The following is a 14753-nucleotide window of genomic DNA, read 5'->3' as shown; positions in this document are numbered from 1 at the left end:
GGGTTGCGAGGCTCCCCCAGCTACCGCTGGGAGGTGCCCCCTGCACCAGACGCCGCTCGCTGATCCGGCCTGATCCACACGACACCCCCTAGGCGCCCCCAAGGCGCCGCGCCGCCTCACGCCGCCCGCAGCACCTCCTGCGCCGATGTCGGCACCGCCTCCAGCACCAGCACCGCGAGATCGTCGTCGACCGGCTCGGTGCCGAAGTCATGGGCGGCCCTGCGCACCCGCTCCGCGATGGCCTTGGCGCCGAGCCCCGCGCAGCCGCGCAGGATCTCGGCCAGGCCGTCGTCGTCGTCCAGCTGCCGGTTGCCGTCCCGCCGCTCGGTCACCCCGTCGGTCACGCACAGCAGCGTCTCGCCCGGCGCGAGGTCCAGGGAGTCGGCGTGGAAGTCGGGCTCGTCGTCGATGCCCAGCAGCATCTGCGGCAGCGCCGCGGGCGTCACCGTGCCGTCGGCGCTCAGCCGCAGCGGCAGCGGGTGCCCGGCGCTGGCCAGGACGCAGTGCGCGCCGCCCGACTCCGGGTCGGGCTCCAGCTCGCCGTAGAGCAGGCTGAGGAAGCGTGACCGGGTCTGATCGCCGCCGAGGGACGCGGTTTCCGCCTCCTCCTCCACCAGGGCCTGGTTGAGCCGGGTGAGCACCGACTCCACGCCATGGCCCTCGCGGGCCAGCAGCCGCACCAGATGGCGCGCGAGGCCGGTGATGGACATCGCCTCCGGGTCGCTGCCGCAGACGTCGCCGAGCAGGAAGCACCAGCGGCGGCCGCCCATCGGGAACAGGTCGTAGAAGTCGCCGCCGACCGTTTGGCCCTCGCCGTGCGGCTCGTAGACGATCGCGGTGTCCACGCCCGGGATGTGGGCCAGCGAGACCGGCAGCTGGCGGCGCTGCAGCGCCCGGCTGATGGTGGCCTGCTGGGTGTACTGCCGGGCGGTGGTCACGGCCTGGGCGATCCGCCGCGCCACGTCGTCCGAGAGCCGTACCACGCCCTCGGTCATCCGCGTCACCCCCGCCCGGCCCAGCAGCAGCACCCCGTGGCCGCGGCCACGGGCGATGAGCGGGAAGATCAGCGCGGAGCCGCCCGTGCCGGAGGGGTCGGCGGCCTCGGGCCAGGGCCAGGGGGTGCCGGGGGCGCTGAGCCCGCTCGGCGGCGGATCGCGCTCCAGCGTGGTGCGGAGCGCCTCGATGCGGCGCTCGTCGTTGTGCCAGACCCGGCGCAGCTCCGGCCTGCCGTTCTCGCCGTTCAGCCACACCGCGCACCAGTCGGCGAGCCGGGGCACCAGCAGCTGCCCGGCCAGGGCGGCGACCATGTTCTCGTCCAGCTGCCCGGTGAGCAGTTCGCTGGCCTCGGCGAGGAACGACGGCCCGCCGCGGTCGACCCATTCGGCGGTCCGGTCGCGGCGTCCGCGCTGCGCCGCGGGGGCGCGCGGCGCGGCGGCGAGCGGCGTGCGGGCGGGCGGCCCGGCGGGTACGGAGTCGACCTGGCCCGACGCCGTCTCCGTGCCCAGGCGGAACCACACCGACTTGCGGGAGCGGTGGTACGTCACGCCCCAGGACTCGGCGATCGCGCCGATCAGCTGGAGGCCGCGTCCCCGACCGTGGCGCTGGGTGTCGGGACCGCCCAGCACCACGCTGGCGGGGTGCAGATCGGCGACCTCGATGACGATGCCCGGGCGGTCCGGCGGCTCGGCCGAGGCGTCGCCGGAATCCTCCGTCCCGTTCCCGGCCCGGACGCGGCAGGTGACCTCGACCCGGGTGCCCGCGTGCAGGACGGCGTTGGTGACCAGCTCGCTCACCAGCAGCACCGCGTCCTCGGTCACCCGCGTGCCGATCGCGTCCGGTCCGAGGATCTGGGCCGCGGTCTGCCCCGCGAGGGTGGTGCGGACGAAGGCACGCGCCGCCCCTGGCGCGCGCACGCTTCCGGGCAGCGTCGTCCGGGCAACGGACTCGCGCGACAGAGGAAGCAGAGCTCCCACGTGCGGCTCCAGGGCAATTAGGGCTGATTAGGCCATCTAGGTGCCATATTATGACAGACGTAGGGATATCTGATGATCTTTTAAAGGGCGGCGCCATGGCATGCGACCCGAATCCCACGGAGTGCACAGCCGAGCTGAGGTCCATGCTGGCGGCGATGAACGCACTGTGCGACGGTGACTTCACCGTGCGTATGGACGGCTCGGCCGAGGGCGTGCTCGGCGAAATGGCCGGCACGTTCAACCAGCTGGTGGCGCGCAACGCCCACCTGGCCTCCGAACTCCAGCGGGTCCGCCGCGAGGTCGCGCGCCAGGGGCGGCTCGACGAGCGGCTGACCGCGAGCCCCGGCCAGGGCGCGTGGGCGACCAGCGTGGACGACGCCAACCAGTTGGTCGACGCGCTGACCGGCCCGGTGTCCAACGCCACCCGGGTGCTGGACGCCATCGCCGAGGGCGATCTGACCCGGCGGGTCGACCTGCACGACGGCAACCGTCAGCTGCGCGGCGATCTGCGGCGGCTGGCCCGCGGCGTCAACCGTACGGTCGATCAGCTGTCGCTGTTCACCGGCGAGCTGACCCGGGTGGCCCGCGAGGTCGGCACCGAGGGACGCCTCGGCGGCCGGGCGAAGGTCCAGGGGCTGTCCGGGGACTGGCGCGAGGTGACCGAGGCCGTCAACACCATGGCCTCCCGGCTGACCAGCCAGGTCCGCGACATCGCCGTGGTGACCACGGCCGTGGCCCGCGGCGACCTCACCCGGCAGGTGACCGTCGAGGCCACCGGCGAGCTGCTGGAGCTGAAGCTGACCGTGAACACGATGGTCGACCAGCTGCGCGCGTTCGCCGACGAGGTGACCCGGGTGGCCCGCGAGGTGGGCACCGAGGGCGAACTCGGCGGCCGGGCCCAGGTCCGGGGCGCGTCCGGGGTGTGGAAGGACCTGACCGACAACGTCAACTTCATGGCGTCCAACCTGACCAGCCAGGTCCGCAACATCGCCCAGGTGACCACGGCGGTCGCCACCGGTGACCTCTCCCAGAAGATCACCGTGGACGCCCGGGGCGAGATCCTCCAGCTCAAGAACACCGTCAACACGATGGTCGACCAGCTGTCGGCGTTCGCCGACGAGGTGACCCGGGTGGCCCGCGAGGTGGGCACCGAGGGCCGGCTCGGCGGCCGGGCCCAGGTCCGCGGCGTGTCCGGGGTGTGGAAGGACCTCACCCAGAACGTCAACTTCATGGCCGACAACCTGACCTCCCAGGTCCGCAACATCGCCCAGGTGGCCACCGCGGTCGCCGAGGGCGACCTCAGCAAGACGATCGGCGTGGAGGCCAAGGGCGAGATCCTGGAGCTGAAGTCGACGATCAACACCATGGTGGACCGGCTGTCGTCCTTCGCGGACGAGGTGACCCGGGTGGCCCGCGAGGTGGGCACCGAGGGCAACCTGGGCGGCCAGGCGCAGGTCCGCGGCGTGTCCGGGGTGTGGAAGGACCTGACCGAGAACGTCAACTTCATGGCGCTCAACCTGACCAGCCAGGTCCGCAACATCGCCCAGGTGACCACCTCGGTCGCCAACGGCGATCTGTCCAAGCAGATCACCGTGGACGCCCGGGGCGAGATCCTGGAGGTGAAGGACACCGTCAACACCATGGTCCACCAGCTCCGCGCCTTCGCCGACGAGGTGACCCGGGTGGCCCGCGAGGTGGGCACCGAGGGCCAGCTCGGCGGCCGGGCCCAGGTGCCGGGCGTGTCCGGGGTGTGGAAGGACCTCACCGACAACGTCAACTTCATGGCGGGCAACCTGACCTCCCAGGTCCGCAACATCGCCCAGGTCGCCACCGCGGTCGCCCAGGGCGATCTGTCCAAGAAGATCGACGTGGACGCGCGCGGCGAGATCCTGGAGCTGAAGACGACCATCAACACGATGGTCGACACGCTGTCCTCGTTCGCCTCCGAGGTCACCCGCGTCGCCCGCGAGGTCGGCAGCGAGGGCCGCCTCGGCGGCCAGGCCCGGGTCGAGGGCGTCTACGGCACCTGGAAAGGGCTCACCACCAGCGTCAACGACCTCGCCCTCAACCTCACCACCCAGGTGCGCGCCATCGCCGAGGTCGCCTCCGCCGTCGCCCAGGGCGACATGTCCGGATCGATCTCGGTCGAGGCCCAGGGCGAGGTCGCCGAGCTGAAGAACAACGTCAACCTCATGGTCGCCAACCTGCGCGAGACCACCCGCGCCAAGGACTGGCTGGAGTCCAACCTCGCCCGTATCGCCTCCCTGATGCAGGGTCACCGCGATCTGGTCGAGGTCGCCGACCTGATCCTGCGCGAGCTGACCCCGTTGGTGAACGCCCAGTTCGGAGCGTTCTTCCTGGGCCAGCCCGGCGTCCAGCCGGGCGAGGGCCTGAAGCTGATCGCCGGATACGGCACCGAGCAGGATGACGGACCGCTGCCGGCCACCGGCACCCCCGGCCGCGGGCTGGTCGTCCAGGCCGCCCAGGAGAAGAAGCGGATCCTGATCAACAACGTCCCGTCCGACTACATCACCATCAACTCCGGACTCGGCTCCGCCCTCCCCACCAGCGTCGTCATCCTGCCGATCCTGTACGAGGACCAGGTGCTCGGCGTCATCGAGCTGGCCTCCTTCGGCCGGTTCAGCGAGGTCCACCTCGCCTTCATCGACCAGTTCGTCAACACCATCGGCGTCTCGATCAACACCATCATCGCCAACGCCCGCACCGAGTCGCTGCTGTCCGAATCCCAGCGGCTCACCACCGAGCTGCGGCAGCGCTCCAACGAGCTGCAGCGCTCCAACGCGGAGCTGGAGGAGAAGGCCGCGCTGCTGGCCACCGCCTCCCAGTACAAGTCCGAGTTCCTGGCCAACATGTCGCACGAGCTGCGCACCCCGCTCAACTCCCTGCTGATCCTGGCCCGGCTGCTCGCCGACAACGCCGACCAGCGGCTCTCCCCCCAGGAGGTGCAGTTCGCGACCACCATCCACCGCTCCGGCTCCGACCTGCTCCAGCTGATCAACGACATCCTCGACCTGTCGAAGATCGAGGCCGGGCGGATGGACGTCCGCCCGAGGAAGCTGCCGCTGATGAAGCTGCTCGACTACGTGCACGCCACCTTCCGGCCGCTCGCCATCGACCGCGGCCTGTCGTTCGAGATCGCCGTCGGCGAGGACGTACCGCGCGAGCTGTACTCCGACGAGCAGCGGATCCAGCAGATCCTGCGCAACCTGCTCTCCAACGCCCTGAAGTTCACCTCCTCGGGCGGGGTGAAGCTGCGCGTGGAGCGGGCGGTCGACAAGGAGTTCCAGGAGGAGACGCTGCGCACCGCGGACGCGGTCGTCGCGTTCTCCGTCCGGGACACCGGCATCGGCATCGCGCCGGAGAAGCTGCCCGTGATCTTCGAGGCGTTCCAGCAGTCCGACGGCACCACCAGCCGCAAATACGGCGGCACCGGCCTCGGCCTGTCCATCAGCCGGGAGATCGCCGGAATGCTGGGCGGCCGGATCATCGCCGAGAGCGAGCAGGGCGTCGGCTCCTGCTTCACGTTCTACGTCCCCGCCCACTACGCCGGAGTCGTCCCGCCGCCCGATGTCTCCGACCCCCGGGCCACCGGCGCCACCGTCCCCGCGGCCCTGCCCGCCAGGGACGAACCGCTTCCGGACACCGCCGACCACGCGCCCAGCGGGGTGTTCGGCGACCAGAGCGGCGTGACCGGCGACCGCGGCTCCCTGGCCGGTCTGCTGGCCCCCGGGGACCGCGACGGCGCCGGGGAGGGCGACGAGGTGCCGGCGGCGGACGCCCCCCGGCTCCAGGAGTGGCAGTGCGGCCGCCCCAGCCGGGTACTGACCGGCCGCCGCATCCTCATCGTCGACGACGACATCCGCAACGTCTTCGCGCTCACCCATGTGCTGGGGCGGGTCGGCATGACCGTGAAGTACGCGGAGAACGGCCGCGAGGGGCTGGACGTCCTGCACCGCAACCCGGATGTGTCCCTGGTGCTGATGGACGTGATGATGCCGGAGATGGACGGCTACGAGACGATCCGCGCCATCCGCGGCACCCCCCGGCTCGCCGATCTGCCGATCATCGCCCTCACCGCCAAGGCCATGCCCGGCGACCGCGAGAAGGCCCTCGAAAGCGGCGCCAACGGCTATGTCCCCAAGCCGGTGGACGTCGACCGGCTGATGTCCACGGTCTGCGATCTGCTCGACCCGCAGGGCGCACCGGTTCCGGGAGAACCGGTGGAGGCCGCGGAAGCCGATGAGCCCGCCCGGAGCGACGGGGAGCCCGGGGACGAGACGACCGGCCCGGACGCGGAGACGCGCCCGCCGAGGCCGAGACAGGGGGAGTCATGAGCGCCGCCGCACCCGACCGCGCCGGAATCCTCATCGTCGACGACATGGAGGAGAACCTGATCGCGCTGGAGGCCGTGCTGGGCCCGCTCGATCAGCGCCTGGTCCGCGCCCGCTCCGGTGAGGAGGCGCTGAAGGCGATGCTCCGGCAGGACTTCGCCGTCGTGCTGCTCGATGTCCTGATGCCGGGCATGGACGGTTTCGAGACCGCCGCCAACATGAAGCGTCTCGACCAGACCAAGGACGTCCCGATCATCCTGCTGACCGGCACCGATGCCGATTCGGACTACCCCTACCGGGGCTATGCCATCGGCGCCGCCGACTTCCTCACCAAACCCATCGACCCCTGGCTGCTGCGGACCAAGGTCAACGTCTTTCTGGATCTGCACCGCAAGAGCCTCCAGCTCGCCGCCCAGGCCGAGCAGCTGCGCCGGCAGCTGGCCGGTGAGCCGGACCCCTCCGGCGAGCGGCTGGAGCGGGTGGCCGACCAGCTCGCCCGCACCGCGAAGGCGCTGCGCGAGAACACGGGCGGTGAGGAAGTGCCCGAACTGGTCGACTGCGTCACCGAGCTGGCCCGCACCGTGGAGGAACTGCGGGCCGCCCGCCAGGCCTGCCAGGGCCGATGACGGACGCGCTACGGCGCCGCCGCGTCCCGCCCCGCCCGCGGTGGCGCGTCGTCGTCCCTCCCCGGCGGCGCGGCCGACATCGCCCGGGTGCAGTCGATCAGCGCCTGCCGCAGCTCCCCGCGCCGGTCCTCGGCCAGCCCGCCGAGCATCCGCTCCTCCAGCAGCCGCACCTGCTCGTCGTAGGCGCGCAGCGCCTCGCGCCCCCGGTCGCTGAGGCTGATGAGCAGCACCCGGCGGTTGGCCGGATCCCGGCGGCGCTCGATGAACCCCCGCTCCTCCAGCGTCTGGACCATCTCGTGCATCGTCTGCGGCTTGACGAAGGAACGCCGTGCGAGCTGGGCCGACGACAGCCCGTCCCGGCGCTCCAGGACGGTCAGCGCCGTGTACTGCAGCGTGGTCAGACCGAGCGGGCGCAGCAGCGCGTCCAGGTGCGCCCGTATCGCCTGTTCCAGCCGTTTCACCAGGTAGAGCGTGCCGACCTGGTCCAGCTGCGCGGCGTCGGACGGCTCGGAAGTGGTCATTCGGCCATCTTGCCCGACCGGTGACCGGGGACGGCGTCCGGCCGTTGCTCCGCCCATTGACACCCGACCTCCCGGAGTGCTCCACTCACCATCAGAATCAGGAACCCTGATGATACTCGTGGAAGGATCCCAAGCCCATGGAGCTGACGGGGAAGACCGCCCTGGTCACCGGCGCGGGGCGCGGCCTCGGCCTCGCCTACGCCCGCGCCCTGGCCCGGGCGGGCGCCCGCGTGGTCGTCAACGACGCCGACGCCGCCACCGCCGAACAGGCCGTCAAGGTCATCGCCGACGAGGGCGGCACGGCGGTCGCCGCGCCCGGCGCGGTCGGCACCGGCGAGGTCGCCGACGCGCTGGTGGAGCGCGCGGTCGAGGCGTTCGGGCGGCTGGACGTCCTCGTCACCAACGCGGGCATCCTGCGCGACCGGGTGCTGTGGAAGATGACCGACGAGGACTTCGACGCGGTCCTCGGCGTCCACCTCAGGGGCACCTTCACCTGCGCCCGCGCCGCCGTCCGGCACATGCGCGAGCGCGGCGGCGGAGGCCGGCTGATCCTCATCGGCTCACCCGCGGGCCAGCGCGGCAACTTCGGGCAGACCAACTACTCCGCCGCCAAGGCGGGCATCGTCGGCATGACCCGCACCTGGTCGATGGAGTGCGCCAAGGCCGGGATCGGCGTCAACGCGGTGATCCCCGTCGCCGCGACCGCCATGACCGCGACCATCCCCGCGTTCGCGCCGTACGTCGAGGCGTACGAGGAGCGCGGCGAACCGCTGCCCGGCTGGCTGCGGCAGGGCGAGGGCTTCGGCACCGCCGACGATGTCGCCGGGCTCGTGGTCTTCCTCGCCTCGGACGCCGCCGACGGCATCACCGGGCAGGCCATCGGCGTCGGCGGCGACCGGCTGACCCTGTGGACCCACCCCGAGGAGCGGTCGGCGGTCTACCGCGAGGGCGGCTGGGACGCGGACGCCATCGCGGGCGTCTGGGGTACGTCGCTGGGGCGGCACCCGGAGGGCGTCGGCATCCCCGCGCCGGTGGAGCCGAAGAGCCCCGAGAGCACGGAGGAGGCCGGGTGGTGAACCTCGACGACCTCGTCGCCATCGACGTCCACACCCACGCCGAGGTCTCGGCCGACGGCCACTCCTCGCTGAGCGGCGAACTGGCCGAAGCCTCCGCCGCGTACTTCAAGACCCACGGCGCCCGGCAGCCCACCATCCCCGAGCTGGCCGCCCACTACCGCGAACGCCGCATCGCCGCCGTCGTCTTCACCGTGGACGCGGAGACCGCCACCGGCCATCCGCCGATCAGCAACGAGGAGGTGGCCGCCTCCTGCGCCGAGCACGCCGACGTCCTCATCCCGTTCGCCAGCGTCGACCCGTGGAAGGGCCGGGCGGCGGTGCGGGCGGCGCGGCGGCTGGTCGAGAGCCACGGGGTGCGCGGCTTCAAGTTCCATCCGTCCCTCCAGGCGTTCCACCCGAACGACCAGCGGTTCTACCCGCTGTACGAGGCGATCCAGGAGCTTGGGGTGCCCGCGCTCTTCCACACCGGGCAGACCGGGATCGGCGCGGGCGTGCCCGGGGGCGGCGGCATCCGGCTGAAGTACTCCAATCCCATGGACGTGGACGACGTCGCCGTGGACTTCCCGGACCTGCCGATCATCCTGGCCCATCCGTCGTTCCCCTGGCAGGACGAGGCGCTGGCCGTCGCCACGCACAAGCCCAACGTCTTCATCGACCTGTCCGGCTGGTCGCCGAAGTACTTTCCGCCGCAGCTGGTCCGCTACGCCAATTCGCTGCTCAAGCACAAGGTCCTGTTCGGCTCCGACTATCCGGTGATCGACCCGGACCGGTGGCTGGCCGACTTCGGCGAACTCGACATCAAACCCGAGGTTCGGCCGCTGATCCTCAAGGACAACGCGGCGCGGCTGCTCGGCCTCACGAAGGAGTGAGCGAAAGATGCTGGAGCAAGGCATCGGCCGGGGTGCGGGAGAGGGCGTCGGATCGTGGCCGCGACGGCGGGCCCGCAAGACCCCCGGGCGGATCGCGATCGTCCACGGGGACGACACCCAGACCTACCGGGAGCTGGACGCGACCGTCACCCGGTACGCCCGGGCCCTGCGGGCGCGCGGGATCCGGCGCGGCGACCGCGTCGCCTACCTCGGCCCCAACCACCCCTCGTTCCTCCACGCACTCTTCGCCACCTGCGCGGTGGGCGCCGTCTTCGTACCGCTCAACACCCGGCTCGCCCCGCCCGAACTGGCCTACATGCTGAGCGACTCCGGCGCGCGGCTGCTCCTCCACGACGCGCGCTGCGCGCAGACCGCCGCGGAGGCGGGCGCGGGCATCGCGGTGGCGGTCGACGAGCTGGCGGACGGCGATGGTGACCACGGGCCGGACGAGGTCATGGGCGCCGACGACCCGTGCATGATCATGTATACGTCCGGCACCACCGGTCAGCCCAAGGGCGCCGTCCTCAGCCACGCCAACATCACCTGGAACAGCCTCAACGTCCTGGTCGACACCGATCTCGCCTCGGACGAGATCACCCTCGTCACCGCGCCCCTGTTCCACACCGCCGCGCTGAACATGACCTGCCTGCCGACCCTGCTCAAGGGCGGACGCGTGGTGATCGAGCCCGGCTTCGACGCGGAACGCATGCTCGACCTGATCGAGAGCCAGGGCGTGACCTGCCTCTTCGGCGTCCCCACCATGTTCGCGGCGGTCGCGGAGTCGCCGCGCTGGGCGACGGCCGACCTGTCGTCCGTTCGCACCCTGATGTGCGGCGGTTCCCCCGTCCCCAAGGCGCTGATCGACGTCTATCTGCGCCGCGGCCTCTCCTTCATCCAGGGGTACGGGATGACCGAGGCGTCGCCGGGGACGCTGCTGCTCGACCGCGAGATGAGCGAGGCCAAGGCGGGCTCCGCGGGCGTACCCCACTTCTTCACCGATGTCCGGCTGGTCCGCTCGGACCTGACCGGCGAGACGGAACCCGGCGAGCCCGGCGAGATCCTGGTGCACGGCCCCCATGTGATGCGCGGCTACTACGGCCTGCCGGACGCGACCGCGAACGCGCTGCTGGAGGGCGGATGGTTCCGCTCCGGGGACGTGGGGGTGCGGGACGAGGACGGCTATGTGTTCATCGTCGACCGCGTCAAAGACATGATCATCTCGGGTGGTGAGAACGTCTATCCCGCCGAGGTGGAGAACGCCCTGTACGACCACCCCGATGTCGCCGAATGCGCCGTCGTCGGCATGCCGGACGCCCGGTGGGGCGAGGTCGGCAAGGCCGTCGTGGTCCTCCGGGCGGGAGCCACCGCAGATCCGCGGGGCCTGCTCGACCACCTCGCGGGCCGCCTCGCGAAGTACAAGGTGCCGAAGACGGTCGAGTTCCGGACCGCGCTGCCGCGCACCGCCAGCGGAAAGATCCGCAAATCCGCCCTGCGCTGACGAGACGCACCCGCCTCACCGAACGAATGGAGACCTCGCGTGCCCACGACCGTGAACAGCTTCGACGAGCTGAAGCAGCTGACCGGACAGCACCTCGGCCACAGCCGGTGGCACCGGATCGAGCAGGACCGCATCGACACCTTCGCCGACGCCACCGATGACCACCAGTGGATCCACGTCGACCCCGAGCGGGCCAAGGACGGCCCCTTCGGCGGCACCATCGCCCACGGCTACCTCACCCTGTCCCTGCTGATCCCGCTGTGGGGCGAGATCCTCGAACTGGGCGGCGTCCGGATGGCCGTCAACTACGGACTCAACAAGGTGCGCTTCCCGGCGCCGGTACCGGCCGGTGCCAGGATCCGGGCCGGGGCGACCCTCGTCTCCGTCGACGAACTCGGGGACGGCGGCGCCCAGGCCGTCATCGATCTGGTGGTGGAACAGGACGGCGGCGACAAGCCGTGCTGTGTCGCCCAGGCGGTGCACCGCTACCACTGGTGAGGCCGGACGGGTGAGGGCCGGCCGCCGTCGTCCACGGCGGTGACCAGGACGGCCACCGTCGCCGGGGGCGGCGCGGTGGCCGCGAGCGCCCCGCGCACCGCGCGGGCCACGTCCAGCGCGCGGTGACCGGGGGCCACGGCCAGCTCCACCCGGACGTGGCGTCCCTCGATCCGTACCGCCCGCTGGCTCAGCGCCGGGGCGAGCCGGGCCACGCCGGGTACGGCCGTGACCGCGGCGGCGATCGCCGAGCCGTCGTCCTCCCGGCCCTCGTCCCGGCCCTCCTCCCGGCCCTCCCGGTCCTCCGGGTGGTCGGCGGGTGACGGCTCAGGCTCCGGAACCTCGTCCAACACGTCCGTCACCCGCAGGTCCACGGCCTCCACCGCCAGCCCGAGCCGGTCCGCGGCCGCGCCCAGCAGGGCCCCGCGCAGCCGGTCCGCCGTCACCGGCAGCGGCCGGTCCGCGGTCGCCGCGAACTCCGCCTCGACCCGCAACGGCCCCGGCGGCAGCGCGCTCGGCGGGGCCGGAACCGCGGGCGGCGCGGCGGCCTGCGGATCGGCCAGGGCGACCCGGAGCGTGCCCAGACGCACCCCGGGCAGGGCGTCGGCCGCCCGGCGCAGCACGGCGTCCGCCGCGCGCTCGGTCAGCCAGGCGCCGTCCCCCGGCCCGCCCAGGGGGAGGAGGCGGCCGAGCCGCAGTTGCTGCCGTACGGCTTGTGCGAGCCGGTCGGTGACCATGCCTGAATGATGCACAACATGCGCATTACGGGCCAATCACCTTTAGTGTGGCAAGTAGGGCGAATGGAGAGGAGGGTGATCGGTGATGTCCGAGACCGCGCCACGCAACCGGCCCCAGACCCCCGCCACGGAGCCGTCCGCCGGTACGCCGAAGACCCTCGGCGGAGGCCGCGGCGTCGACCCGGGAGCACGCGGCCGCACCACCATCGCCGACGGTGTGGTGGAAAAGATCGCCGGAATGGCCGCCCGCGATGTGGTCGGCGTCCACGCCATGGGCGGCGGGCTCGCCCGCACCTTCGGCGTGGTGCGCGACCGGGTGCCCGGTGGCGGCAAATCGGTCTCCCGTGGCGTGAAGGCCGAGGTGGGCGAGGTGCAGACGGCCCTCGACCTGGAGATCGTGGTGGAGTACGGCGTCTCGATCGCCGACGTCGCCCGTGCCGTACGGGAGAACGTGATCACGGCGGTCGAGCGGATGACCGGACTCGAGGTCGTCGAAGTCAACATCGCGGTCAGCGATGTGAAGTTGCCGGATGAGGAAGAGGAATCGCCGGAGCCGAGGCTGCAGTAGCCGCCGTAGCGGCTCCGGTTGGCTCCAGCAGGGGAGCACACGATGAGCATGGCCGTGATCGGGATGATCGCGGGGATGGCGCTGGGTTTCGCCGGATACTTCGGTGGTTTCGGGGCCTTTCTGCTGGTGGCGGCGTTGGGCGCGGTCGGCTTCGTCGCGGGCCGGTTCCTGGACGGGGACCTGGAACCCGGCGAGTTCTTCCGCACCCGCGACCGTGGCGAACGGCGGCGGTGACGGTGCGCCGTGAGTGAGCCGGATGAGCCGGGCGAGCCGCGTGAGCCGAACGAGCCGCGTGAGCCGGGGGAGCGGGGCGAGCGGGGCGCGACCCGGATCGCGGACCGCGTCGTCGCGAAGATCGCCTCGCGCGCGGCGCGGGAAGCGCTCGGCGGCGAGCGCGGGCTCCTGCCGTACGCGGTCGTCGCGGTCCGGGCGGGCGCCGCGCGCGTACGCGTCGCCGTCGAGCTGGGCTATCCCTCCGACCTCGGCGCGCAGTGCGCGGCGGTACGGCGTCATGTGGCGACGCGGGTCGGCGAACTGACGGGCATGGAGGTGCCGGACGTGGCGGTGACCGTGGAACGGCTGCACTCACCGCGGCTGGACCGGGGGACGGTGCGATGAGCGCCACCGGACGCTTCTGGTCGGCCCGGCGCGTACCGGCCGGTCTGACCGCGCTGGTCCTGCTCGGCGCGCTCGGGCTGCTGCTGTACGACATCGCCTCCGAACGCACCGGCCACCCCGTGATGGAGTGGCGGCGCTGGCTCGCCGACCAGCTCGCCACGCGTCCGCTCGACGACGGCTGGATCGTCGGGATCGCGGTGGCCCTGGTCGTGCTGGGCGTGTGGATGGTCGCGCTGGCCGTCACCCCGGGCCTGCGCAAACTCCTCCCGATGAGCGACGACGGCAAGGCCGCCCTCCGGGCCGGGATCGACCGCACCGCCGCCGGGCTGATGCTGCGCGACCGGGCGATGGCCGTGCCCGGCGTACGGGCCGTACGGGTCGACGTCGGCCGCCGCCGGATCAGGGCCCGCGCCCAGGTGCACTTCCGCGACCTCGACGACGTACGGGCCGACCTGCTGACCACCCTCGGAGACGGCATCCGGCAACTCGGGCTCGCCCGGCGCCCGGGGCTGTCCGTCCGCGTACGGCGACCGGCGAGGTGACGGGCGCCGTGCGAATCGTGAACCGGGTGCTGCTGGGGGTGCTGGGCCTCGCTGTCGCGTGCGCGGGCGCGGCGGTCCTGATCGCCGGCCGTCGTTCCCCCGACGCCGTCCTGCTCACCCGCGCGGACCGGGTGCGCTGGCGCGACGAGGACTGGTGGTGGCCCGGCGTCATCGCGGCGCTGAGCGTGCTGGTGCTGCTCGCGCTGTGCTGGGCCCTGGCCCAGCTGCGGCGGCGCCGCCTGGACGACGTCCTCGTACCGATGGACGACGGCTCCGGCGCGTCACTGCGCGGCCGCGCCCTGGAAGCCGCCCTGAGCGCCGACGCGGAGTCCCTGCCCGGCGTCGCCCGCGCCCACGTCCACCTCCACGGCCGCCGCGCCGCCCCCAGGGCCAGGGTGGGCCTGGTCCTGACCGCGGGGGCGGAACCGGCGGCGACCCTGCGGTCCCTGGAGACCGAAGCCCTGACCCCCGCCCGCACCTCCGCGGGCCTGCCCCACCTCCCGGCGGAAGTCCACCTACGCGCCGCCCCCCACGCCCCGGAGCGAGCCCACTAGGTGCGCGGTGGGTGGTGCGCCGGGGTGTGGGGGTGGGTGCCGGGTGCGGGGCCTCCGGGGCAGGGCCCTGGACCGTATATTTACGGCGCCGCCGCCGCAGACCGTGCGCTGAACGTCGACCAATCGGCGCCACACATACACGTCAGCGTCCAGGACCCCACCCCTGCGACCCCACCCCCTCCCGCCGGTGGCCCGGCCCCCGCCGGCGGCCGCCGGTTCGGGCGCGCCCGGCGGTCGGGTGCTGGGTGGGGTGGCCGCGCCCCGCGGCCATGCGGCCTGTGTCGGTGGCTGCCGCCCCGGCCGGTTCCGATGCGGCTGGCGGCG

At 72.6% G+C, this 14753-nt stretch carries 14 protein-coding genes; 11 read left to right on the top strand and 3 right to left on the bottom strand.

The annotated features are described in order from the left end of the window. Positions 1-116: 116 nt before the first annotated feature. Positions 117-1973 (bottom strand): SpoIIE family protein phosphatase, encoded by a 1857-nt coding sequence (locus ABZ562_RS35745; RefSeq protein WP_361488038.1) that lies wholly within the window; start codon positions 1971-1973, stop codon positions 117-119. Positions 1974-2068: 95 nt separating this feature from the next. Between ABZ562_RS35745 and ABZ562_RS35740 the strand changes: the two genes are divergently transcribed. Both ABZ562_RS35740 and ABZ562_RS35735 read left to right on the top strand, forming a co-directional pair. Continuing rightward, positions 2069-6328, top strand: a complete 4260-nt coding sequence (locus tag ABZ562_RS35740; protein ID WP_361488036.1) for a HAMP domain-containing protein — start codon at positions 2069-2071, stop codon at positions 6326-6328. After that, on the top strand, positions 6325-6951 hold the full coding sequence (locus ABZ562_RS35735; protein WP_361488034.1) for a response regulator: 627 nt from the start codon (positions 6325-6327) through the stop codon (positions 6949-6951). Before ABZ562_RS35740 ends, ABZ562_RS35735 begins: the two co-directional genes overlap by 4 nt. 8 nt (positions 6952-6959) lie before the next feature. Here the strand turns inward: ABZ562_RS35735 and ABZ562_RS35730 are convergent, their stop codons facing one another. Further along, the gene (locus ABZ562_RS35730; protein WP_361488031.1) at positions 6960-7472 is read right to left on the bottom strand and encodes a MarR family transcriptional regulator; all 513 of its coding nucleotides are present in this window, start codon (positions 7470-7472) and stop codon (positions 6960-6962) included. Positions 7473-7609: 137 nt separating this feature from the next. Here ABZ562_RS35730 and ABZ562_RS35725 point away from each other — a divergent pair, with 137 nt between their 5' ends. Genes ABZ562_RS35725 through ABZ562_RS35710 form a run of 4 tightly spaced genes read left to right on the top strand, consistent with a single transcriptional unit; the run spans position 7610 to position 11413 of the window. Continuing rightward, positions 7610-8548, top strand: a complete 939-nt coding sequence (locus tag ABZ562_RS35725) for an SDR family NAD(P)-dependent oxidoreductase (RefSeq protein WP_361488029.1) — start codon at positions 7610-7612, stop codon at positions 8546-8548. Next, positions 8545-9417, top strand: coding sequence for an amidohydrolase family protein (locus ABZ562_RS35720; RefSeq protein WP_361488026.1), 873 nt, complete (start codon positions 8545-8547; stop codon positions 9415-9417). Before ABZ562_RS35725 ends, ABZ562_RS35720 begins: the two co-directional genes overlap by 4 nt. Before the next feature lie 7 nt (positions 9418-9424). Beyond that, positions 9425-10915, top strand: coding sequence for a long-chain fatty acid--CoA ligase (locus ABZ562_RS35715; RefSeq protein WP_361488024.1), 1491 nt, complete (start codon positions 9425-9427; stop codon positions 10913-10915). Between the two features lie 39 nt (positions 10916-10954). Then, positions 10955-11413: a MaoC family dehydratase gene (locus ABZ562_RS35710; RefSeq protein WP_361488021.1), complete on the top strand. Its 459-nt coding sequence runs from the start codon at positions 10955-10957 to the stop codon at positions 11411-11413. On the opposite strand, the gene ABZ562_RS35705 is transcribed toward ABZ562_RS35710, so the two are convergent. After that, positions 11401-12147: a hypothetical protein gene (locus tag ABZ562_RS35705; protein ID WP_361488019.1), complete on the bottom strand. Its 747-nt coding sequence runs from the start codon at positions 12145-12147 to the stop codon at positions 11401-11403. The genes ABZ562_RS35710 and ABZ562_RS35705 overlap by 13 nt on opposite strands. 85 nt (positions 12148-12232) lie before the next feature. Between ABZ562_RS35705 and ABZ562_RS35700 the strand changes: the two genes are divergently transcribed. From ABZ562_RS35700 to amaP, 5 genes are all read left to right on the top strand, one after another. Further along, positions 12233-12715 (top strand): Asp23/Gls24 family envelope stress response protein, encoded by a 483-nt coding sequence (locus ABZ562_RS35700; RefSeq protein ID WP_361488016.1) that lies wholly within the window; start codon positions 12233-12235, stop codon positions 12713-12715. A 42-nt stretch (positions 12716-12757) separates the two neighbouring features. Then, positions 12758-12949 (top strand): hypothetical protein, encoded by a 192-nt coding sequence (locus tag ABZ562_RS35695; protein ID WP_361488014.1) that lies wholly within the window; start codon positions 12758-12760, stop codon positions 12947-12949. Positions 12950-13045: 96 nt separating this feature from the next. Then, entirely contained in the window at positions 13046-13333 is a 288-nt protein-coding gene (locus ABZ562_RS35690) for a hypothetical protein (protein ID WP_361488040.1), read from the top strand. Further along, complete coding sequence (locus ABZ562_RS35685; RefSeq protein WP_361488011.1) at positions 13330-13875, top strand: DUF6286 domain-containing protein; 546 nt, start codon at positions 13330-13332, stop codon at positions 13873-13875. The genes ABZ562_RS35690 and ABZ562_RS35685 overlap by 4 nt, the downstream gene beginning before the upstream one ends. 8 nt (positions 13876-13883) lie before the next feature. Continuing rightward, positions 13884-14429, top strand: a complete 546-nt coding sequence (amaP, locus tag ABZ562_RS35680) for an alkaline shock response membrane anchor protein AmaP (RefSeq protein ID WP_361488008.1) — start codon at positions 13884-13886, stop codon at positions 14427-14429. Positions 14430-14753: the final 324 nt, after the last annotated feature.

This window comes from Streptomyces sp. NPDC019937, assembly GCF_040631655.1.
Lineage (GTDB): Bacteria > Actinomycetota > Actinomycetes > Streptomycetales > Streptomycetaceae > Streptomyces.
This window is presented reverse-complemented; position numbering and strand designations above follow the sequence as displayed.